We start from the raw sequence: 22,032 nt of genomic DNA on the forward strand, positions 1-22,032 counted from the left end.
CCTCTTTTTTTGCCCGGGCTTCAGCCGTCGCCCCGCTTCCGCCGGGCGGGCCGTCCTGCTAGCGTCCGCGCCGCACGGCTCCGGTGTGATCACCGGAGCCGTGGGCCTCAGCGGACGTGGCGAAATGGTAGACGCAGCGGACTTAAAATCCGCTTCGCGTAAGCGAGTGTCGGTTCGAGTCCGACCGTCCGCACCACCTGAGAACTGAGCGCTATTTCGCCCGCCGCGCGGCGCGTAGCGCCTCGTCCATGGCCGCGGCCAGCACCTCGACCTGGGGCGACTTGAGCATGGAGCCGTGGTCGCCGGGCAGGTCCAGCGCGGAGTAGGGGCCGCGCACCAGCGGCGCCCAGGCCCGCCCGGGATCCTCGACGTCGGGCCGCTCCTCCGGAATGAACAAGGCGACGGCGCCATCGTAGGCTTGCGGTTCGTAGCGCAGGCAGGCCTTGCCGATGGTGGCGCCGAAGCGCGACTGCTGGCCGACCTCGGCGGGATCCAGCGCCTCCTCCAGGCGGCCGACCGCGCCGTCCAGCCGGTCGCGCAGATAGGCCCAGCGCTCGGCGCCGCGCCGGCGCGCGATCTGGCCGGCGTGCAGGCGCAGCTTGCTGGCGGCCATGGCCATGCGGCTCACGGCGCGCCGCTCGCCCGGATGCGGCGGGTCCAGCATCAGTACCAGCCCGACCTCCTGGCCCTGCGCCTTCAACTGGCGGGCGGTCTCGTAGGCCAGCACGCCCCAGGCGCACCAGCCACCGACGAAGTAGGGGCCCTGTGGCTGGATCGCGCGCATGGCCTGGATCATCTGCGGGGCCAGGTCGGCCAGGCTGAAGTCGTCAGGCAGCGGCACGGCGGTGTCGCGGCGCAGGCCCAGGAAGGGCTGGTCTTTACCCAGCGCGTTGGCCAGCGGCCAGAACAGCGCCCCCCCGTTCAGCCAGAACAGCGGCGGGCGCGTTCCGCCGGGCTGAATGTCGTTCACCCGCGGCCGCGCCGGCGCTCCGGCGGCGGCCAACAGGCCCGCCATGCGGCGCACGTCGGGCGCGCGGAACACGTCGGACAGGCTCAGCCGCTTGCCGAACGCGACCTCGATGCGGCGCAGCAGCTTGGCCGCCAGGATCGAGTGGCCGCCCAGCGCGAAGAAGCTGTCCAGCGCGCCGACCCGGGGCACGCCCAGCACCTCGGCCCAGATCGCCGCCAGCTTGCGTTCCACGGCGCCCTTGGGGGCGATGAAGTCCGCGGCCGGCGCGGCGGTCGGCTCGGGCTCGCACAGCGCCTGCCGGTCGACCTTGCCGCTGCTGGTCGTCGGCAGGGCCGGCAGCACCACGACGCGGGCCGGGACCATGTAGTCGGGCAGGGCTTCGGCCAGCCGCCGGCGCAGTTCGGCGGGGTCGGGCGTGGCGGCGCCGGGGCGGCCGGACACGAAGGCGGTGAGGCTCAGCGCGCCGCTGACGTCGGGAGAGGCCTTGATCGCGGCGGCGCCGACCTCGGGGCAGGCGGCCACCGCCGCTTCGACCTCGCCGAGCTCGATGCGGAAGCCGCGCACCTTCACCTGGTCGTCGCGGCGGCCCAGGCACTCGATGGTCCCGTCGGCGCGCCAGCGGGCGATGTCGCCGGTGCGGTAGAGCGTGCCGCCGGGCGCGACCGCGCGGGTGACGAACCGCTCGGCCGTGAGGTCCTCGCGATTGCGGTAGCGCAGGCCGACGCCGGCGCCGGCGATATAGAGCTCGCCCGGCACGCCGACCGGCGCCGGCGCGCCGCCCGCGTCGAGCACGAACAGCCGCGCGTTGGCGATCGGCCGGCCGATGGGCACGGGGCCGGCCTCGCCCGCCGTGACCCGCTGGATGGCCGAATAGACCGTCGCCTCGGTCGGACCGTACATGTTCCACAGCTCGGCGCAGCGGGGCAGCAGCAGCTCGGCCAACTCGCGCGTCAGGGCCTCGCCGCCGCAGAAGATCCGCAGGCGCGCGCCGCCGGCCCAGCCTTCGTCCAGCAGGGAGCGCCAGGTGGTGGGCGTGGCCGCCACGGTGGTCACGCCGGTGGCCTGGATCAGGGTCGCCAGGCGGGCCGGATCGGCGGCGGTGTCGCGCGTGGCCAGGATGGTGCGCCCGCCCGTGACCAGCGGCAGGAACAGCTCGGCCACCGAGGCGTCGAAGGTCAGGGGCGCCAGCGCCAGCATGGTGTCGGCCGGCCCGAAGCCCGGCGTCTCCTGCAGGGCGCGGGTCAGGTTGACCACCGCCCGGTGCGGGATCTCGACTCCCTTGGGCTTGCCGGTCGAGCCCGAGGTGAACAGCACGTAGGCGACGTCCTCCGGCCCGACATCGGCGCCAGGCCGGCCCAGAGCCGGCAGGGCGGCTCGCGCGTCACAGAGCACGGTGCGCACGGCCTTCGGGAGGTTGTCGGCCAGACTGCGCTGGGTCAGGGCGAGCGCGGCGCCGGCCTCCTCCGTCAGCAAGGCCAGGCGGGCCGGCGGCAGGGCGGGATCGAGCGGCAGGTAGGCGGCGCCCGTCTTCATCACCGCCAGTAGGCCGGCGACCTGGTCGAACGAGCGCTCCAGGCACACGGCGACGAGCTGCCCGCGCTTCGCGCCCGCCGCGGCCAGCCGAGCCGCGAGACGCTCGGCCCGGGCGTCCAGCTGGGCGTAGGTCCAGGTCGCGCCGTCCTCGAATTCCACGGCGACGGCGTCGGGCGTCCGCAGCGCCTGCGCCTCGATCGCGCCGTGTACGGTGGTCTGCGGGCAGGGGCGGGCGGTGTCGTTCCAGTCGACCAGCAGCCGCCGGATCTCCTCGTCCGGCGCAACGGGCAGGTCGCCCAGCGTCCGGTCGGGGCTGGCGACGGCCGCTTCCAACAGGGTGGTCCAGCCGTCGATCATGCGCCGCACGGTGGCCGTCTCGAACAGGTCCGCGCTGTAGACGAACCGGCCGATCACAGTCTCCGGGCGCTCCTCCACCTCAAGGAACAGGTCGAACTTCGACACCCCGGTGTCGACCTCCATCTGGGTCAGGTCCCAGCCGTCGATGCTGGGCGCCTGGGGCTGCATGGAGAACATCACCTGGAACAGGGGATGGCGGCCGGGATCGCGCTGCGGCGCCAGCTCGCGCACCACCCGGTCGAACGGCGCTTCGGCCGCGGCCATGGCGGCCAGCGCCGTCTCGCGCACCTCGCCAAGATAGTCCCGGAACGAACGCTCTCGCTGCGGGCGGGTGCGCAGCACCACGCTGTTCAGGAAGTAGCCCATCAGCCGCTGCAGCTCGGGGCGCGTGCGGGTGTCGACGACGCTGCCCACGGCCAGGTCGTCCTGGCCGGTGTAGCGGTGCAGGAGGACCTTGAAGGCGGCCAGCAGGGTCGCGTAGGCGGTGACGTTCTCGCGCCGGCAGAACTCGCGCAAGGCCGCGGTGAACTCCGGCGACAGGCTGAAGGTCTCGGACCCGCCCGCATGGGTGGTCGCGGCGGGGCGCGGCCGGTCGCCGACCAGCTCCAGCGCCGGCAGTCCCGCCAGCCGTTCGCGCCAGTAGGACAGCTGCATTTCCAGGGCGGCGCCTTCCAGCCGCTCGGCCCGCCAGTGCGCGTAGTCCCCGTACTGCAGGGGCAGCGCCGGCAGGTCCGGCTGGCGGCCGGCGGCCAGCGCCTCGTAGATGGCCGCGAATTCGGGCAGCAGCACCCGGTTCAGGGTCACGCCGTCGAACACCAGATGGTGCAGCGGCAGGAACAGCCGGTGGTCGTCGACCGCCAGCCTGACCAGCCGCGGATGCATCAGCGGCGCCCGGCTCGGGTCGATCGGACGGCGCGCGTCCTCAGTCGCCAGCCGCACGGCCTCGGCCTCGCGCTGGTTCTCGGGCAGGTGCGTCAGGTCGGTGATCGGCAGCTCGACGCGCAGCTGCGGGTGCACGACCTGCACCACTTCGCCGTCGGTGGCGACGAAGGCGGTGCGCCAGATCTCGTGGCGGCGGATCAGTTCGTTGAAGGCGGCTTCGAACACCGCGTGGTCGAACAGTCCGCGGCGATGGATGGTGATCGGCTCGTTGTAGAGCGGCAGGTGCGGGGCCATCGACCCGTGCAGCCAGACGTGGGTCTGCTCGGGCGTCAGCGGGACAGGTTCGTCGGCCGGCCGGGCCGGCAGGACGTCGGCCGTCCGCGCGCCCTCGCCGCGCCGAAGCTTCTCCAGAAGGAGGCGCTTGCCCGCCGAAAGCGCGATCGACTCCGTCATGCCAGCCCCGTCGCAAGATCCCCGGCGGCACGCCGCCCAACCTCGTACGCCACGTCAGTCCAGCTGCAGCTGTTCGACCCGCACGGCGCAGCGTCCCTGCGCGACCACGCAGGCCTGGAAGGCCGCGGCCGGTTCGAACGGATGGGTCGTCCAGTCCTGGCCGTCGGCGTCGTCCGCGCCGTCCGCCGCCGCCTCCGCCAGGCCGACGCCGCGGGCCTTGCCCAGCGCCTCCATCAGCGTCCAGTTCTCGAAGAACCGGCGCAGGCGCCCGCCCGGCTCGAGGATGTGCAGCGCCCGCGCCTCCGCCGGCGGGAACCAGCGCTCGGCGATCTCGGCCGAGGCGTGACGCGGATCGCGCCGCTCGACGTCGCAACCGACCTCGCGACCGCGCGCGACGGCGAACAGCGCCAGGCCGTGCGAATGGGAGAGGTTGAAGCGCACGTCGCTGCCGGGCAGCGACGGCTTGCCGAAGTCGTTATGGTCGAAGACCAAGCGCTCGGGGGCGACGTCGACGTAGCGCGACAGCAGCTCGCGCAGCAGGCCGCGCCGCAGCAGGAACCGGCGCCGGTCGCGGTCGAAGCGGAATCGCTCGGCCCGATCGTGTTCGTCGCGGCTGAGGCGGGCGGTGAAACGGTCGAGATCGCCGCGCATCGCGTCGAGGTCGACCCAGTAGGCGTGGACGGCGGCGGCCACCGGTCAGGCCGCGGGCAGGGCCGGGCCGAACGACACGTGCAGCGCCTTCAGCCCGCGCAGCGCCAGGTTCTCGCGCCAGTGCAGCGGCTCAGGCGCCAGCGCCAGGTCTGGCAGCCGCCGCAACAGGGTGGTGAAGGCGATCTGCCCTTCCATCCGCGCCAGCGGGGCGCCGAAGCAGAAGTGCGCGGCCCAGCTGAACGCCAGGTGCTTGTTGTCGGCGCGCGTCAGGTCCAGCTCGTCGGGATCGTGGAAGCGCGCCGGGTCGCGGTTGGCGGCGGCCATCACCGCCATCACCGCGTCGCGTTTGCGCAGCAGCTTGCCGCCGATCAACATGTCTTCCGAGACCATGCGGGCGGTGTGCTGGGTCGGGCTTTCGAAGCGCAGCAGCTCTTCGATCGCCGTCGGCATGATGGCCGGACAGTCGCGCAGCCGGGCCAGTTGGTCGGGCCGGCGCAGCAGGGTCAGCAGGCCGTTGCCGATCAGGTTGGTGGTGGTCTCCTGGCCGCCGGTCATGATCAGGATCGCGTTGGCGACCACTTCCTCTTCGCTGAGCCGCGCTCCGTCGACCTCGGCGGTCGCCAGCGCATGCAGCAGGCCTTCCCGCGGCGAGCTCTGCTGGTCGCGCAGGGCCGCGCGGAAGTAGGCGGTCATCTCCTCGATCGAGCTCAGGCTGCGTTCGGCCCGGTCTGGATTGTGCTGCAGGTTGCCGAGCACCTCGGCGAAGTCGGTGGACCAGCTCTTCAACTGCTCCCAGTCGGCGGCCGGCACGCCGAGCAGGCCGGCGGTGACGATCGCCGGCAGCGGGCTGGCGAAGTCGGCGATCACGTCCATGCGGCCCTTGCCGGCGACCTTGTCGATCAGGCCGTCGGCGATGTCCTGGACCTGCTGGCGCATGGCCGCCACGCGCTTCGGCGTGAAGGCGGCCAGGCACAGACCGCGCAGCCGGACGTGGGCGTCGCCGTCCTTGAACAGCATCTGGCGCACCAGCACCTGGGCTATCGGGGTCAGGGCGTGCAGCCCCATGCCCTCCAGCTGCTCCGGGGTGGGCGTGCGCTCGGCCGAACACTTCTGCAGGACGGTCTGCACCTCGGCGTAGGCGGTCACCACCCAGGCGTGCAGGAACGGGTCCCAGTGGACGGGATCGCGTTCGCGCAGGGTCCGGTAGAGCGGATAGGGATCGGCCAGCACCTGCGGGTCGAGCAGCTGGTAGAGGCTCAGGGCGGCGTCGTCCGACCGGGCGCGCGGGTGAATGTTCATTCGGTCCGGCTCCGTCAGTCCGCCGCCGCGAGGCGCAGGGCTTCTTCGTCGCTCATGCCTTCCAGCGCTTCGAGCAGGAGGCCCTCCACGGCCTCGGCCAGCCGGGTCACGGTCTTGGCCTCGAACAGGTGGCGGAGCGTCACCTCCACCCCGAACGCCTCGCGGGCGCGCATCACCACCTGGGTGGCCAGCAGGGAGTGGCCGCCGAGCAGGAAGAAGTTGTCGTCAATCCCGACCCGCTCCAGACCCAGCACGGCCGCGACGATCTCGGCCAGGCGGGCTTCGGTCGGGGTCTGCGGCTCCCGCGAGGGCGCGAGGCCGGCGAGGTCGCCGTAGCCCGGCTCCGGCAGGGCCGCCTTGTCGAGCTTGCCGTTGGCGGTGAGCGGCAGGGCGGAGAGCGAAGTGAAGCTGCCGGGCAGCATGTAGTCCGGAAGCAGGGCCGCCAGGAACTCGCGCAGCGCGGTCGGATCGGGCGGGGCCTGGGCCGGGACGACGTAGGCCGCGAGGCTGCGCTGACAGCCGGTCTCGCGCGCCACGACCGCGCTCGCGGCGACGGCCGGATGGCGGTTCAGGGCGGCGGCGACCTCGTCGGGCTCGACCCGGTGGCCGCGGATCTTCACCTGGTCGTCGATCCGGCCGTGGAATTCGATCTGGCCGTCGGGGCGCCGCCGGCCGAGGTCGCCGGTGCGGTAGAGCCGCGCGCCAGGCCGGTCGCTGAACGGATCGGGCACGAACCGCTCGGCGGTCAGCTCCGGACGGTTGCGATAGCCGCGGCCCACGCCCGTCCCGCCGATGAAGATCTCGCCGACCCCGCCGTCGGCCACCGGCTGGCCGTCCGAGTCGAGCAGGTGGATCTGGGTCTCGGCGATCGGGCGGCCGATCGGCGGCAGGACGGCGCCGTCGGCGTCGGGCGCGATCACGCCGGAGGTCGCCACCACCGTGCATTCGGTGGGGCCGTAATTGTTGACCACGGCGAACGGCAGGTCGGCGGGCGGGTAGCTGTGCAGGGTGTCCGCGCCGGTCAGCAGGAAGCGCAGGGCGGTGTCGGCGGGCCAGGGGTGGGCCAGCAGCGGCTCGGCCAGGGTGGTCGGCACGAAGGCGGTGGTGATCTGCCGCCGGACCAGCCAGTCTCCCAACGCCTGGGGCGAGGTTCGCACGTCGTCGTCGGCCAGCACCACGGTGGCGCCGGCGGCGAGGGCGGGCCAGAGTTCCCACACCGCGGCGTCGAACCCGAGGCCGGCGACGTGGCTGGCGCGGTCGTTCGGGCCGGTTCCGAAGGCGGCCTTATGCCAGAGCACGAGATTGAGCAGGGCGCCGTGGGTGATCTCCACGCCCTTGGCGGCGCCGGTCGAACCGGAGGTGTAGACCAGGTAGGCCAGGTCGTCGGCCTTGGGCGGGGCGGCCTCGAACGGCGGGCAGGCGTCGATCGCCGCAGCGTCGCGTTCCAGCACCACGGACGCGCGGCCCGGACCGGCCAGTTGGTCGGCGACGTACGGCTGGGCGACGACCACCGGCGCGCCGGCGTCGTCGAGGAGGGCGCGGAGCCGGTCCTTCGGCCAGGCCGGGTCGAGCGCCACGAAGGCCGCGCCGGCGCGCCAGACCGCCAGGGCGGCGACGACGCGCTCGAACGAGCGAGGCAGGCACAGGCCGATCGGCACGTCCGGCCCGGCGCCCAGGCGGCGCAGGTAGGCCGCCAGCCGGTCGGCGGCGCGGATCAGTTCGCCGTAGGACATGCGTCCGGCGTCGGACTCCAGGGCCGGCGTGTCGGGCTCTTGTCTGGAAAAGGCCGCAACCCTTTGCGGAACGGTCGCTTCGAGCGATTCAGGCGCGAACTCCTTTGGCGCCGCCGCCCGGATTCCGGCCGCGAGTCCCCCTGAAAGCATGCGGAACGCCCCTCTGTACGGGTTTGAACGCGGCCTGCGATGCGACTGAAACCGTGCTGCTAACCGTCGCTGAAAGCGGCGGGTTCCACTCTTGCGGGAGTTCATCCGTGGGGCGGCGCGGGCGCCACAGTGTTACGTGTCTTGCAGACCGTAACGCGCCCTACCGGCCGGTCGGCGCTTCAGGGGCGCTGCGCCGCGCGGCGCCTGAACGACCGCGCGGCGTAACAGTAGGCTGACGGACGGGGCGCTCAGCGCCCGGTCAGCTCCTTCACCAGACGCTGCTGGCCGTAGACCTTGTCGAGCGCCTCGGTGATGGCCGCGGCCGAGACCACGACCGAGCGGTTCACCCGCGGGTCGTAACCGAAGGCGTTGCGCTGCGTCAGGAAGGTCGAGTCGAAGTTGGCCCCGATCAGCTCGCCCTTGGCGTTGACCGCCGGCGAGCCGGAGCTGCCGCCGATGGTGTCGGTCGACACGGTCATGTCCATCACGCCGTCGGCCGGGAGCTTGCCCTTGGCCGCTTCGATCTGCTTGGCCAGCACGAAGGGCTCCGAGCCGGTGGCCCGGTCGAACAGGCCCGACCAGGTGGTGAACGGACCGATCATCCGTCCGTCCTGCTCCCAGCCTTCGATACGGCCCCAGCTCAGGCGGAGCGTGCCGGTGGCGTCCGGATAGACCTCGGTGCCGTAGACGGCGAAGCGGGCGCGGGCCAGCTGCTCGGCGGCGCGGTCGGTCGGGCCCTGGACGCGCTCCTCCCACTGGCTGCGGGCGGCGCGGGCGTCGTCCTGCATGGCCAGCGCCAAGCGGATCATCGGGTCTTCGGAGGCCTGCACGGCGGCCAGTCCGCCGTCCCACAGCGCCTTGCGGAAAGCCGGGTCGCCGACCTTGGTGCCTTGCGTGGCGCGCTGGGCCAGGGCCTCGGGCGATTCCTTGCCGAGCAGGTGGCGCACGCGCGGATCGTCGGCGGTCAGGAACTCGCGGGTCTTGGACAGCCAGAAGCCGAGCTGCAGCGCCTCCAGCTCCGGATAGGACGGCTTGGCGTCCAGCAGTTGCTTCTCGAGCAGGGGCAGGCGGGAGTCGGCGTATTCCGGCAGGCGGTCGGCCGACGGCTTGGCCCGCTCCTGGGCGGCGCGCACCAGGTCGCGCGCCTTCGCGAACAGGTCAGACCCGCCGCCAGCGCCCGACTCCAGGAAGTAGTAGGCGGGATACAGCTCGGCGTAGTCGTCCTGCACCGCGGCGATGTCCGTCCACGGGTCGCCGATCTCGGCCTTGAGCGCCGGGTCGGCCTGGACGCGGGCGATCAGGTCGGCCTCCTCGCGCGCCTTGCCGGCCATGAAGGCCGGGTCGATCAGGGCGCGCTGCTGGCCGCGGCCGCGCTTGTAGCGGTTCTCGACGCCGTCCAGCGTGTCGGCCGAGATGAAGCGGTTCTGCTCGCTTTCCTCGCGGAAGCGCAGCAGCCGGCCGCGGAACTCCGAGCGGGTGGTCTGCTCCAGAGGCAGGGTGACGTCGCGCAGGGTGGAGAGCTGGCTCTGGGTCAGCAGGCGCGAGGTGGCGCCCGGGTTGCCGGCGATGAACACCGGCTCGCCCGGCGTCGGCTTCGAGGCGTTCCACTTCAGGTGCACGGGCGTCGACAGCGGCTTGCCGTCGGCGCCGTAAATGCGCAGGAAGCCGGCGTCGACCGCGAAGCGCGGGAAGTTGAAATTGTCCGGATCGCCGCCGAAGGCCGCCGCCGCGTGCTCCGGCGAGAAGGCCAGGCGCACGTCGGTGTGGCGCTTGTAGCGATACAGCTTGAACTGGCCGCCGCGGTACAGGCTGACCACCTGGCAGCGGGTGGTCTTGTCGGCGCCGCAGGCCTCCTGCTCGATCGCGGTCATCTCCGCGTCGCGGGCCTTGGTGAAGGCCTTGCCGGTCTTGCCGGCGGCCGCGCCCTGCACCCGGGCGGTCACGTCGGTGATTTCGGTCAGCACCTCCGCGGTCATGCCGGGGCACTTGCGCTCCTCCTCGCGGGTCTTCGGCGAGAAGCCGTTCGCCACATAATCCTGCTGCGGCGTCGACAGGTTCTGGGCGCAGGAGATGACGCAGTGGTTGTTGGTCAGCACCAGGCCGTCCGGCGACACCAGCGAGGCCGAGCAGCCGGGGATACGCACCGACGAGGCGCGCACGTGGTCCAGCCAGGCCTGGTCGATCTTCGTGCCCAGCGCCTGATTCACCTTGGCGATCGGGAAGGCGTCGAAGGTCCACATGCCTTCCCCGGCTAGGGCGGGGGCGGCGAAGGCGAGCAGGGCGGCGGCGGCGGCGAGGGTGCGAACGGTCATGCCGTCTGCTTAGCGTGGCCGGACGGTCGCCGCCAGCGTGGCCGCAAACCCCCAATGCTCAAGGTGTTGCGATTGTGACGGCCAAGGAACCTGTGCTCGTCTGCTCCGGTTAGACTGCCTGCGCCGCACGAATGTGGCGGCCAAGTGGCGAACGGTGAAGCTTAAGCTTCCAGTACGGCCATGGTTCTTCGTGAATGACCTTGGTTCCTTTTCCGCTTTCAGGTGGATGGAGAGAAAGTTCATGCTGAGCCGGGAGCCGCAACTGCTCGCTCAACTCACCCAGCGGGAGTCACAGGTGTTGCGCCTGCTGGCGGCCGGCCTCTCGTCCAAGGAGGTGGCGCAGGAACTGGCGATCGCGCCCCGGACGGTGGAGCGCTACATCGACCAGGTCCGCCTGAAGACCCGCGCGCGCAACCGCACCCACATGGTGGTCGAGGCGATCCGCATCGGCCTGATCACCCCGGCCTGATCTCGACCTCTTCGCCGCCCCGACGCTAGACAGGGGCGACTGGGGGAGGCGAGGCGATGCTGGACATCACACCGGAGCGGCAGGCGAAGGCCCTGCGCCATCTCGAGGCGGCCGAGCGCGCCGCCCGCACCCTTCCCGGTTGGACCGCGCCGAAAGCGCCGCCGGTCCGGCGCGTGGGCGTGGTCGGGGCCGGCACCATGGGCGCCGGGATCGCGGCCAGTCTCCTCAACGCGGACTTCGACGTCGTCCTGCTCGACGTGGACGCGGCCGGCCTGGCGCGCGGCCAGAAGGCTGTCGCCGCGATCTTCCAGCGCTCGGTCGAGCGCGGCCGGCTGACCGCCGAACAGGCGCAGGCTCGCACGAGCCGGCTGGAGGCGACCCAGGACTGGGCGCGCTTCGCCGACGCCGACCTGGTGATCGAGGCGGTGTTCGAGGGCATGGCCCTCAAGAAGGAGGTGTTCGCCAAGCTCGAGACGGTCTGCCGTCCCGACGCGCTTCTGGCCACCAACACCTCCAGCCTCGACGTCGACGAGATTGCGGCGGCGACTGAGCACCCGGAGCGGGTGCTGGGCCTGCACTTCTTCAGCCCCGCCAACGTCATGCCGCTGGTCGAAATCGTGCGCGCGGCCAAGACGTCGGACGCCGCCCTGGCCGCGGCCTTCGCCGTCACCGAGGCGATCGGCAAGGTCGGCGTGGTCTCCCGCGTGGGCTTCGGCTTCATCGGCAACCGCATGCTGCAGCCCTACGGCCGGGAGGCGCAGCGCCTGCTGCTGGAAGGCGCCTCGCCCGCGCAGGTCGACGGCGCGCTGGAGGCGTTCGGCATGGCCATGGGCCCGCTGGCGGTGGCGGATCTGGCCGGCATCGACGTCGGCGTGCGCGTGCGCGCCGAGCAGCCGAACCCGCCGAGCGACCCCAGCTTCTTCCTGCCGGCGCGGCTGATGTTCGACCGCGGCCGCTACGGCCAGAAGACCGGCGCCGGCTTCTACCGCTACGACCCGGCCACCCGCGCCCGCACGCCGGATGCGGAGGTCGACGCCGTGCTGGCCGAGGCCGCCGCCGCTCTCGGCATCGAGCGACGCACGGTGTCGGACGAGGAGATCCGCGAGCGCTGCCTCTTCGCCCTGATCAACGAAGGCGCGCAGCTGCTGGAGGAGGGGATCGCGCTGCGCGCCTCGGACGTCGACGTCGTCTGGACCCGCGGCTACGGCTTCCCCAAGGCGCGCGGCGGTCCGATGTTTTACGCCGATACGATTGGCCTGCGGACGGTGGCGGAGCGGGTGCGGGCTTACGGCTGGCGGCTCGCGCCGCTGCTGGAACGGCTGGCGGCGGAGGGCTCGGCCTTCGAGGCGTGGGACCAACGAAACCCTCTCCCATAGGGAGAGGGAGGGGCCCAGCCGAAGGCTGGGGGGTGAGGGGTTACGCGGCTGGCCGCCTTACCCTCATCCCTCCCACCCGCTGCGCGGGCGGGCCCCTCCCTTCTCCCGACCGGGAGAAGGGACAGAGGCACTGGACGACTCGCGTGCAGATATTTTAGGCTTAAACTATCTCCACGCTCGTCGGAGCCACGGATGAAGATCGCCTGCCTCGGCGGAGGTCCCGCCGGCCTCTACTTCGCGATCTCGATGAAGCTGCGCGACCCCGGTTGCGCGGTCACCGTCTACGAGCGCAATCGGCCGGACGACACCTTCGGCTGGGGCGTGGTGTTTTCCGACCAGACGCTGGAGAACCTGCTGGCCAACGATCCGGTCAGCGCCCAGTCGATCGCCGACGCCCTGGCGCACTGGGACGACATCGACGTCTTCTACCGCGGCGCGAAGGTCACCTCGTCGGGCCACGGCTTCTCCGGGATCGGCCGCAAGCGGCTGCTCAACCTTCTGCAGGACCGCGCCCGCGCGCTGGGCGTCGAGCTGAAGTTCGAAACCGACGTCGGTCCGGACCTCTCGCAATTCGCCGACTGCGACCTGGTGGTCGCCGCCGACGGCCTGAACAGCAAGGTGCGCAACGCTCACCCCGAGGTGTTCGGCGCCGACGTCGAGGTGCGGTCCAACAAGTTCGTCTGGCTGGGCACCCACAAGGCGTTCGACGCCTTCACCTTCATTTTCGAAGAAACCGAGCACGGCTGGATCTGGGCCCACGCCTACCGCTTCGAGGACGGCGCCTCGACCTTCATCATGGAGTGCTCGGAGGCGACCTGGCGGGGCCTGGGCTTCGATCGGATGGATCAGGACGAGACCTGCCGGGCGGGCGAGCGGATCTTCGCCCGCTGGCTGGACGGCCACGCCCTGATGTCCAACGCCCGGCACCTGCGCGGCTCGGCCTGGCTGAACTTCCCGCGCGTGCTGTGCCGGACCTGGCGCGACGGCAAGGTCGTGCTGATGGGCGACGCCGCCCACACCGCCCACTTCTCCATCGGCTCCGGCACCAAGCTGGCCCTGGAGGACGCCATCAAGCTGGCCGAGGTGCTGCAGGGGCCGGGGACGCTGGACCAGAAGCTCGACGCCTATCAGGCCGAGCGCGAGGTCGAGGTGTTCAAGCTCCAGAGCGCGGCGCGCAACTCGACCGAATGGTTCGAGCACCTGGAGCGCTACACCGCGCTGCAACCCGAACAGTTCGCCTACGCCCTGCTCACCCGCAGCCAGCGGGTCAGCCACGAGAACCTGCGGGTGCGCGATCGCGGCTACCTGGAAGGGGTGGAGCGCTGGTTCGCCGAGCAGGCTACGGGAAGGCCCCCGGCGCGGCCGACGCCGCCCATGTTCGCGCCGCTCAAGCTGCGCGAGATGGAGGTGAAGAACCGCGTCGTGGTCTCGCCCATGTGCATGTACTCGGCGGTCGACGGCGCTCCGAACGACTTCCACCTGGTGCACCTGGGCGCGCGCGCCATGGGCGGAGCGGGCCTGGTGTTCACCGAGATGACCGACGTCTCGGCCGACGGGCGCATCACGCCGGGCTGCACCGGCATGTACGCGCCCGAGCACGTGCCCGCCTGGAAGCGCATCGTCGACTTCGTCCACGCCAATTCCGACGCGAAGATCGTCCTCCAGCTCAGCCACGCCGGCCGCAAGGGCTCCGTGCAGGTTCCCTGGGAGGGCGGCGCCGACGACCTGCCGCTGGCCGAGGGGAACTGGGAGCTGATCGCGCCCTCGCCGATCCCCTGGGCGCCGCACAACCAGGTTCCGCGCGAGATGACCCGCGCCGACATGGATCGGGTGAAGGCCGATTTCGTACGGGCGACCGAAATGGCCGAGCAGGCCGGCTTCGACATGGTCGAGCTGCACTGCGCCCACGGCTACCTGCTGTCGTCATTCCTGACGCCGCTGTCGAACCGGCGCACGGACGAGTACGGCGGCCCGGTCGAGAACCGCCTGCGCTTCCCGCTGGAGGTGTTCGAGGCGATGCGGGCGGTGTGGCCGGCCGACAAGCCGATGTCGGTGCGCGTCTCGGCCACCGACTGGGTCGACGAGGGCCTGAGCAACGAGGACTCGGTGGCCATCGCCAAGGCCTTCGCGGAGGCCGGGGCCGACCTGATCGACGTCTCCTGCGGCCAGACCTGGCCGGAGGCCAAGCCGGTCTACGGGCGCATGTTCCAGACCCCGTTCGCCGACCGCATCCGCAACGAGGGCGGCGTGCGCACCATGGCGGTCGGCAACATCTTCGAGGCCGACCACGTCAACAGCATCCTGGCCGCCGGCCGCGCCGACCTGTGCGCGCTGGCCCGGCCGCATCTGGCCGACCCCGCGTGGAGTCTTCGGGCGGCCGCCGAGCTCGGCTTCGACGGCCTGAAGCCGCCGGTGCAGTACGCCGCCGGCCACGCCCAGTTGAAGCGAAACCTGACGCGGGGGGCGTCATGAGCCAGCAACCACTGAAGAACAGACACGCGGTGATCACCGGCGGGGGCGGGGGGATCGGCGCGGCGATCGCGGAGCGGCTGTCGGCGCTGGGGGCGTCGGTCAGCCTGCTGGGCCGGGACCTCGCCAAGCTGGAGCGCCAGCACGCGCGCATGCCCCACGCCTTCGCGGCGGTGTGCGACGTCACCGACGGCAGCGCTGTCAGCCACGCCTTCGCCGCGGCGGTCGAGCGGTTCGGGCCGGTGTCGGTGCTGGTCAACAACGCCGGTGCGGCGCCGTCCGCGGCCTTCGCCAAGACCTCGCGCGAGACCTGGGACGAGGTGATGGCGGTCAACCTGACCGGCGCCTTCCTGTGCGCCCAGGCGGCGCTGCCGGGCATGCAGGCCGCCGGCTGGGGCCGCATCGTCAACGTCGCCTCGACCGCCGGCCTGAAGGGCTACCCGTACGTGTCGGCCTATGTCGCGGCCAAGCACGGCCTGGTCGGCCTGACCCGCGCGCTGGCGCTGGAGGTGGCCCGGAGCGGCGTGACCGTGAACGCGGTCTGCCCCGGCTTCACCGACACCGACCTGGTCGGCCGCGCGGTGGAGGCCATCGCCGCCAAGACCGGCCGCGAACCCGAGGCCGCCAAGGCTGCCCTGGCGGCGAGCAATCCGCAGGGCCGGCTGGTCGAGCCGGCCGAGGTGGCCGCCGCGGTCGCCTGGCTGTGCCTGCCGGAAAGCGCGGCGGTGAACGGCGCGGCCATTCCGGTCGCGGGCGGCGAGGTCGGCTGATGGAGGCCGCGTTCAGCCCTCCCGACAAGCTGGGCGGCGCGCCGGACGGCAAGCGCTCGCTGCGGGTGTGGCTGCGCCTTTTGACCTGTGCGTCGATGGTGGAGCGCCGCGTCGCCGCGCGCTTCCGCGACGAGTTCGACACCACCCTGCCGCGCTTCGACTTCCTGTCGGCGCTGGACCGGGCCGGACCGGAAGGACTGCCGCTGGGCGAGGTCTCGCGCATGCTGCTGGTCACCAACGGCGCGGTCACCGGCCTGGCGACCGGGCTGAAGGCCGACGGCCTGATCGAGACCCTGGAGACCGCCGACCGGCGGGTCCGGCGCGTACGCCTGACCGCGCTCGGCCGCGCCCGCTTCGCCGCCATGGCCCGGGCCCACGAGGGCTGGATCGAGGCCCTCTTCGCCGATCTGGCCGAAGGCGAGGCTGAACAGTTGATGACCCTGCTGGACCGCACCAAGCGGTCCCTGCAACGCACCACCCCCGAGGAGCTCGCCGGATGAAGGCCGCCGACTACCAGGCTGAACACTTCCTCTGGAGCTTCCAGGACGGGGTGGGGACCATCACCCTCAACCGTCCGGAGCGGAAGAACCCGCTGACCTTCGAGTCCTATGCGGAGCTGCGCGACCTGTTCCGTAACCTTGTCTACGCCGACGACTGCAAGGCGCTGGTCGTCACCGGTGCGGGCGGCAACTTCTCGTCCGGCGGCGACGTGCACGAGATCATCGGGCCGCTGACTGAAATGCGCATGCCCGAGCTGCTGCGCTTCACCCGCATGACCGGCGACCTGGTGAAGGCCATGCGCGGCTGTCCGCAGCCGATCGTCGCCGCCATCGACGGGATCTGCGTCGGCGCGGGGGCGATCATGGCCATGGCCTCGGACCTGCGGATCGGCACGCCGAAGGCCAAGACGGCCTTCCTGTTCACCCGCGTGGGCCTGGCCGGCTGCGACATGGGCGCCTGCGCGATCCTGCCCCGCATCATCGGCCAGGGCCGCGCCAGCGACCTGTTGTTCACCGGCCGGGTGATGAGCGCGGAAGAGGGGGAGCGCTGGGGCTTCTTCAACCGCCTGGTCGAGACCGACGCGGTCCTAAGCGAAGCCCAGGCGCTGGCGAAGACCCTGGCCTCGGGCCCGACCTTCGCCCACGGCATGACCAAGAACCAGCTGAACCTCGAGTGGGACATGAGCCTGGACGCGGCCATCGAGGCCGAGGCCCAGGCCCAGGCCATCTGCATGCAGACCAACGACTTCCGACGCGCCTACGAGGCCTTCGCGGCCAAGCGCGAGCCGGTGTTCGAGGGCGACTGATGGCCGACCGCAGCTTCCTCGCCTGGCCGTTCTTCGAGGACCGCCACCGCGCGTACGCCGACAAGCTGGACGCCTTTGCGGACGCCGAGATCGCGCCGCTGGAGGGCGACCACCCCGAGGCCGACCTCGACCACGCCTGCCGCGAGATTCTGGGCCGTTTGGCCGCCGGCGGCTGGCTGCAGAACGCGGTGCCCGGCGAAGGGCGGCCGCTGGACGTGCGCACCCTGTGTCTGACCCGCGAGACCCTCGCGCGCCGCTCCGGTCTGGCAGACTTCGTCTTCGCCATGCAGGGCCTGGGCTCCGGCCCGATCAGCCTGTTCGGCACGGATGAGCAGAAGGCGGCCTACCTGCCGGCCGTCGCCCGCGGCGAGAAGATCGCCGCTTTCGCCCTGTCCGAGCCCGAGGCCGGATCGGACGTCGCCGCCCTGGCCATGACCGCGCGCGACGACGGCGACGCCTACGTGCTGGACGGGACCAAGACCTGGATCTCCAACGGCGGCCTGGCCGACTTCTACGTGGTGTTCGCCCGCACCGGCGAGGCGCCCGGGGCCAAGGGCCTGTCGGCCTTCATCGTCGACGCCGACACTCCCGGCTTCAGCGTGGTCGAGCGCATTCCGCTGATCGCTCCGCACCCGCTGGCCACCCTGCGGTTCGACGGCTGCCGGGTGCCGAAGGACCGGCTGATCGGCGCGCCGGGCGAGGGCTTCCGGCTGGCCATGGCGACGCTGGACGTGTTCCGTTCGACCGTCGGCGCCGCGGCGCTCGGCTTCGCTCGCCGGGCGTTCGACGAGGCGCTGGCGCGCACCTCGAGCCGCCAGCTGTTCGGCGCGCCGATGGCCGACCTGCAGCTGGTGCAGGCCAGCCTCGCCGACATGGCGCTCGACATCGATACGTCGGCGCTCCTGATCTACCGCGCGGCCTGGGCCAAGGATTCCGGCGCCACGCGGGTCACCCGCGAGGCCGCCATGGCCAAGCTGCACGCCACGGAGACCGCCCAGAAGGCGATCGACGCCGCCGTCCAGCTGCACGGCGGGCTCGGCGTCATGGCCGGCCATCCGGTCGAGCGGCTCTACCGCGAGATCCGGGCGCTGCGGATCTACGAGGGCGCCTCGGAAGTGCAGAAGATCGTCATCGCCCGCCAGGCGCTCGCCGCCTGGGCCGGGCGGGCCTGAGGGAGAAGGTCCATGGGCGAGTACACGGCGCACGTCGACACCTTCGTCCGGGACCATCTGCCCTCGCCCGACCAGCTGCCCCAGTTCCGCTTCGACCTGCCGGAGCTCAACTACCCGCCGCGGCTGAACGCCGGGGCCTTGCTGGACCGGGCGGTCGCCGCCGGCCTCGGCGACAAGGCCGCGGTGGTCTGGGGCGACCAGGCCTGGAGCTATGCCGAGCTGCTGGTCCACGCCAACCGGATCGCCCGCGTGCTGGTCGAAGACATGGGACTGGTCCCCGGCGGGCGGGTGCTGCTGCACGCGCCCAACTGCGCCTGGGCGGTCGCGGCCTGGTTCGGAATCGTCAAGGCCGGCGGGGTGGTGGTCGCCACCATGCCCATGCTGCGCGCCGGCGAACTCTCCGTCGTGATCGACAAGGCCAAGGTGACGCTGGCCATCGCCCACGCCGCGCTCGCGGAAGCGGTCGAGGGCGCTAAGGCGCAGACCGGCCTGGAGCAGGTCGTCTATTTCGACGGCGGCGAGCTGGAGGCGCGCGCGGCGGCCAAGCCCGCCGACTTCGCCAATGTCGACACCGCCTCGGACGACCCGGTCCTGGTCGCTTTCACCTCCGGCACGACGGGCAAGCCGAAGGGCTGCGTGCACTTCCACCGCGACGTGCTGGCCATGGCCGACACCTTCTCGCGCCATGTGCTCAAGCCGCAGCCGGACGAGGTGTTCTGCGGCACGCCGCCCATGGCCTTCACCTTCGGCCTGGGCGGGGTGGTGATCTTCCCGATCGCGGCGGGCGCGACCATGGCGCTTCCGGAAAAGCCCGGCTTCGACGCCCTGGCCGAGACCATCGACCGGCACGGGGTGACCACCCTGTTCACCGCGCCGACCGGCTATCGCGCCCTGCTGAAGCTGAAGAACGGCCATCACCTGAAGTCGCTCAGGAAGTGCGTCTCGGCCGGCGAGGCCTTGCCGGCCGTCACCTCCGACGCCTGGTTCGAGGCCACCGGCGTGCGGATTATCGACGGCATCGGCTCGACCGAGATGATCCACATCTTCATCTCCGCCGCCGGCGACGACATCCGTCCCGGCGCGACCGGCCGGCCGGTGCCGGGCTTCGAGGCGCGCGTGCTGGACGAGGCCGGCCGGCCGCTGCCGCCGGGGAGCACGGGACGCTTGGCGGTGCGCGGGCCGACGGGCTGCCGCTACCTCGCCGACGAGCGGCAGAAGGTCTACGTGGCCGGCGGCTGGAACCTGACCGGCGACGTCTACCGCCAGGACGAGGACGGCTGGTTCTGGTTCGTCGGCCGGGCCGACGACATGATCGTGTCGTCCGGCTACAACATCGCCGCCGCCGAGGTGGAGAACGCGCTGCTGCAGCACCCGAAGGTGGCCGAGTGCGCCGTCATCGGCGTGCCGGACGAGGAGCGCGGCCAGATCTGCAAGGCCTACGTCGTGCTCCACGCCGGCGTCGAGCCGGGCCCGGAGCTGGCGGCCGAGCTGCAGGCCTTCGTCAAAGGCGCCATCGCCCCCTACAAATACCCGCGCGCGGTCGAGTTCGTCCGCGAGCTGCCCAAGACCCAGACCGGGAAGCTGCAGCGCTTCAAGTTGCGTGAGACCGCATGAACGCCTTCACCGTCCAGATCCCCATCCGCTTCGGCGATTGCGACGCCGCCGGCATCGTCTTCTACCCGCGCTACTTCGAGATGCTGAACCGGGTGGTCGAGGACTGGTTCGCCCAGGAACTCGGCCGGCCGTTCCGGGCGCTGCACCTGGAGGAGGGATTCAGCGTTCCGACCGCCCGCTTCGAGGTCGACTTCCGCAAGGCCTCGCGCATGGAGGACGTGCTGGACTTCGCGCTGGCGATCGAAAGCCTGGGACGCGCGTCTTGCGGCCTGCGCATCCAGGTCCGCTGCGGCGCCGAACTGCGGATCGACGTGAAGCAGACCATCGTCTTCGTCGAGCAGTCGAGCATGAAGCCCACGCCCTGGCCGGACGACCTGCGCGCCGCCATGGCCCCGTTCCTCGTCCTGGAGACCGCCTGATGCAGACCCTGCTGCCCGAGGGCTGGCCGCGGCCGAAGGGCTACGCCAACGGCGTCGCCGCCGAGGGGCGGATGATCTTCGTCGCCGGCCAGATCGGCTGGACGCCGGAAGGCGTGTTCGAGGCGACCGACTTCGCCGGCCAGTTCCGCCAGACCCTGCTCAACACCCTTGCGGTGCTGAAGGCCGGCGGCGCGGGGCCCGAGCACGTCGTGCGCATGACCTGGTACGTGGTCGACAAGCGCGAGTACCTGGCCAGCCTGCGCGAGGTCGGCGCCGCCTGGCGCGAGCTGATGGGCGCGAATTATCCGGCCATGGCCGTGGTCGAAGTGAAGGGCCTGGTCGAGGACGCCGCCAGGGTGGAGATCGAGACGACGGCGGTGGTTTAGGCGGCTCAGGCCGGGATGGCCTGCGCCCAGGCCAGGGCGGCCTCGCGCTCGTCCGGCGCGAAGGTCCGGATCTCGGTGTGGCGGTAGATCGGGTCGACTAGGCCGACCAGGGCCTTCACCCAGCCGCGGTCGGTGACCACCGCCTCACGCGGGAAGCGCTTCAGCTCGCCGAACTTGCTGAAGGCGTAGCGGATGTCCTTGATGAGGGCCTCGGCCGTCATGTCGGTGAAGTCGACCATGTCGACGTAGACGCCCAGCCTGTCGTGCCGGGCCAGGCGCGCTTCCAGGTCGACGACGACCTTGTCGTAGTCCTCCCCGGTGAGCTCGCCGCTCAGCCGATAGGCGGCGACGTGGTCGGGGGCGGGCAGGATCTCGATCATCGGGCTTCTCCGGGAGCGCTGGAGTTCGCCGCCACCCTAAGGCCGCGCCGGCCGCGGCCGCATCCCCGGAAAAACGCGTAGCTCAGCCCTTGCCCGGCAGGAACGGCGAGAAGGTGATGACCGTGAAGGTGTCGCGGATATGCGGGCGGGTCTGGACCTTCTTAGTCACGAAGGTGCCGATGTCCTCGTCCTTGGCCAGGTGGAACTTGGCCAGCAGGTCGTACTGGCCCGAGGTCGAGTAGACCTCCGACACGTTCTCGACGTTGTCGACCATGTCGGCCGCCACGTCGTTGGCCTTGCCCAGCTCGCATTTGATGAAGACGAAGATGGCCGTCATCATGACGTGTGGTTCTCCCGGTCCTGCGGGGGAACCCCTATCGCAAGGTCCGCCATGCACCAAGCCGATCCGGTCGCCGACCTGGACCTCGAGGCCGAATACAACAACCGCGCCCGCGTGCCGGAGCACCCCGGGATCATGCAGGGCTGGGCCGCCGACGCGGCCGCGTATCGCGCCGAGCGGCCGCCGGTGGCGCTGCGCTACGGCTCAGGCGAGCGCGAGGTCATGGACCTGTTCGAGGCCGGCGAGGGACCGACCGTCCTGTTCATCCACGGCGGCTACTGGCAGGCGCTGGATCGCTCTTGGTTCAGCCACATGGCGCGTGGCCTGAACGCGCGGGGGATCGGCGTCGCGGTGCCGAGCTACGACCTGTGCCCGAACGTCGGCGTCGGACGGATCGTCGAGCAGATGCGCGCCGCCGGCCAGGCCTTGGCCGCTCACACCGCCCGCTCGTTCGTGGCCGCCGGGCATTCGGCCGGAGGACACCTGTCGGCCTGCCTGCTGGCCACCGATTGGGCGGAGCTGGGCACGCCGGTGCGGCCGGTGAACGCCGCCTACGCTATTTCCGGCCTGTTCGACCTGAACCCGCTGGTGCCGACCTCGATCAACCGGGCGCTGGGCCTCGACGCCGCCGAGGCGACCCGGCTCAGCCCGTTGCACTGGTCGCCGCCGGCCGGCAGCCGCCTGGACGCGGTGGTGGGCGGGGCGGAGAGCGGCGAGTACCTGCGCCAGAGCCGCCGCATGGCCGAGCGCTGGAGCGCCCAGGGCGTGACGACCCGCTACGAGGCGATCGAGGGCGCGAACCACTTCACGGTCATCGCGGGCCTGGCGGATCCGGACTCCGCGATGGTGGCGCGGGTGGCGGAGCTGGCGGCGCACTGACTGCCCCACTGTCGTCATCCCGGCCGGAGCGCAGCGGAGAGCCGGGACCCAGCAAGCGCGAGGGTCGTTGCAGCGCGTGATCGCAGCGTTGCTCGCGAGCTTGCTGGGTCCC

Annotated in this window: 18 protein-coding genes and 1 tRNA gene; 12 read left to right on the forward strand and 7 right to left on the reverse strand. The window is 71.7% G+C overall.

Annotation, left to right across the window (positions count from 1 at the left end):
• Positions 1 to 110 precede the first annotated feature (110 nt).
• Positions 111 to 196, forward strand: a tRNA-Leu gene (locus tag H8B08_RS05210).
• Between the two features lie 15 nt (positions 197 to 211).
• On the opposite strand, the gene H8B08_RS05215 is transcribed toward H8B08_RS05210, so the two are convergent.
• The 5 genes from H8B08_RS05215 to H8B08_RS05235 all read right to left on the reverse strand — a co-directional run bounded on the left by H8B08_RS05215 (position 212) and on the right by H8B08_RS05235 (position 10,340).
• Positions 212 to 4,195, reverse strand: a complete 3,984-nt coding sequence (locus H8B08_RS05215) for a non-ribosomal peptide synthetase (RefSeq protein WP_187449138.1) — start codon at positions 4,193 to 4,195, stop codon at positions 212 to 214.
• Between the two features lie 54 nt (positions 4,196 to 4,249).
• Positions 4,250 to 4,888, reverse strand: a complete 639-nt coding sequence (locus tag H8B08_RS05220; RefSeq protein ID WP_187449139.1) for a 4'-phosphopantetheinyl transferase superfamily protein — start codon at positions 4,886 to 4,888, stop codon at positions 4,250 to 4,252.
• A gap of 3 nt (positions 4,889 to 4,891) precedes the next feature.
• Positions 4,892 to 6,145, reverse strand: coding sequence for a cytochrome P450 (locus H8B08_RS05225; RefSeq protein ID WP_187449140.1), 1,254 nt, complete (start codon positions 6,143 to 6,145; stop codon positions 4,892 to 4,894).
• Positions 6,146 to 6,159: 14 nt separating this feature from the next.
• Positions 6,160 to 8,133 carry an amino acid adenylation domain-containing protein gene (locus tag H8B08_RS05230; protein WP_370545403.1) on the reverse strand — a complete coding sequence of 658 codons (1,974 nt, stop codon included), beginning with the start codon at positions 8,131 to 8,133 and terminating at the stop codon, positions 6,160 to 6,162.
• Positions 8,134 to 8,276: 143 nt separating this feature from the next.
• Positions 8,277 to 10,340 (reverse strand): S46 family peptidase, encoded by a 2,064-nt coding sequence (locus tag H8B08_RS05235; RefSeq protein WP_187449142.1) that lies wholly within the window; start codon positions 10,338 to 10,340, stop codon positions 8,277 to 8,279.
• Between the two features lie 241 nt (positions 10,341 to 10,581).
• Between H8B08_RS05235 and H8B08_RS05240 the strand changes: the two genes are divergently transcribed.
• From H8B08_RS05240 to H8B08_RS05285, 10 genes are all read left to right on the forward strand, one after another.
• Positions 10,582 to 10,809 (forward strand): response regulator transcription factor, encoded by a 228-nt coding sequence (locus H8B08_RS05240; protein ID WP_163259085.1) that lies wholly within the window; start codon positions 10,582 to 10,584, stop codon positions 10,807 to 10,809.
• A 56-nt stretch (positions 10,810 to 10,865) separates the two neighbouring features.
• Positions 10,866 to 12,185, forward strand: a complete 1,320-nt coding sequence (locus H8B08_RS05245) for a 3-hydroxyacyl-CoA dehydrogenase (RefSeq protein WP_187449143.1) — start codon at positions 10,866 to 10,868, stop codon at positions 12,183 to 12,185.
• A 192-nt stretch (positions 12,186 to 12,377) separates the two neighbouring features.
• Entirely contained in the window at positions 12,378 to 14,657 is a 2,280-nt protein-coding gene (locus H8B08_RS05250; protein WP_187449144.1) for a bifunctional salicylyl-CoA 5-hydroxylase/oxidoreductase, read from the forward strand.
• Positions 14,654 to 15,424 carry an SDR family NAD(P)-dependent oxidoreductase gene (locus H8B08_RS05255; protein WP_187449145.1) on the forward strand — a complete coding sequence of 257 codons (771 nt, stop codon included), beginning with the start codon at positions 14,654 to 14,656 and terminating at the stop codon, positions 15,422 to 15,424. Before H8B08_RS05250 ends, H8B08_RS05255 begins: the two co-directional genes overlap by 4 nt.
• Positions 15,424 to 15,924: a MarR family winged helix-turn-helix transcriptional regulator gene (locus H8B08_RS05260; RefSeq protein ID WP_187449146.1), complete on the forward strand. Its 501-nt coding sequence runs from the start codon at positions 15,424 to 15,426 to the stop codon at positions 15,922 to 15,924. The genes H8B08_RS05255 and H8B08_RS05260 overlap by 1 nt, the downstream gene beginning before the upstream one ends.
• The gene (locus tag H8B08_RS05265) at positions 15,921 to 16,730 is read left to right on the forward strand and encodes an enoyl-CoA hydratase family protein (RefSeq protein ID WP_187449147.1); all 810 of its coding nucleotides are present in this window, start codon (positions 15,921 to 15,923) and stop codon (positions 16,728 to 16,730) included. The genes H8B08_RS05260 and H8B08_RS05265 overlap by 4 nt, the downstream gene beginning before the upstream one ends.
• A complete protein-coding gene (locus H8B08_RS05270) occupies positions 16,730 to 17,902 on the forward strand; it encodes an acyl-CoA dehydrogenase family protein (RefSeq protein WP_187449148.1) in 1,173 nt (390 codons plus the stop codon). The genes H8B08_RS05265 and H8B08_RS05270 overlap by 1 nt, the downstream gene beginning before the upstream one ends.
• A 12-nt stretch (positions 17,903 to 17,914) precedes the next feature.
• Positions 17,915 to 19,516, forward strand: a complete 1,602-nt coding sequence (locus tag H8B08_RS05275; RefSeq protein ID WP_187449149.1) for an AMP-binding protein — start codon at positions 17,915 to 17,917, stop codon at positions 19,514 to 19,516.
• Positions 19,513 to 19,935, forward strand: a complete 423-nt coding sequence (locus tag H8B08_RS05280; RefSeq protein ID WP_187449150.1) for a thioesterase family protein — start codon at positions 19,513 to 19,515, stop codon at positions 19,933 to 19,935. The genes H8B08_RS05275 and H8B08_RS05280 overlap by 4 nt, the downstream gene beginning before the upstream one ends.
• Complete coding sequence (locus H8B08_RS05285) at positions 19,935 to 20,321, forward strand: RidA family protein (protein WP_187449151.1); 387 nt, start codon at positions 19,935 to 19,937, stop codon at positions 20,319 to 20,321. The genes H8B08_RS05280 and H8B08_RS05285 overlap by 1 nt, the downstream gene beginning before the upstream one ends.
• Before the next feature lie 5 nt (positions 20,322 to 20,326).
• Here H8B08_RS05285 and H8B08_RS05290 read toward each other — a convergent pair whose 3' ends face one another.
• On the reverse strand, positions 20,327 to 20,701 hold the full coding sequence (locus tag H8B08_RS05290; RefSeq protein WP_187449152.1) for an STAS/SEC14 domain-containing protein: 375 nt from the start codon (positions 20,699 to 20,701) through the stop codon (positions 20,327 to 20,329).
• Between the two features lie 82 nt (positions 20,702 to 20,783).
• Positions 20,784 to 21,041, reverse strand: a complete 258-nt coding sequence (locus H8B08_RS05295) for an Lrp/AsnC family transcriptional regulator (RefSeq protein WP_163259096.1) — start codon at positions 21,039 to 21,041, stop codon at positions 20,784 to 20,786.
• A 51-nt stretch (positions 21,042 to 21,092) separates the two neighbouring features.
• On the opposite strand from H8B08_RS05295, the gene H8B08_RS05300 reads away from it, so the two are divergent.
• Complete coding sequence (locus H8B08_RS05300) at positions 21,093 to 21,920, forward strand: alpha/beta hydrolase (protein ID WP_187449153.1); 828 nt, start codon at positions 21,093 to 21,095, stop codon at positions 21,918 to 21,920.
• Positions 21,921 to 22,032: the final 112 nt, after the last annotated feature.

This window comes from Caulobacter sp. 17J80-11, assembly GCF_014349105.1.
Classification (GTDB): Bacteria; Pseudomonadota; Alphaproteobacteria; order Caulobacterales; family Caulobacteraceae; genus 17J80-11.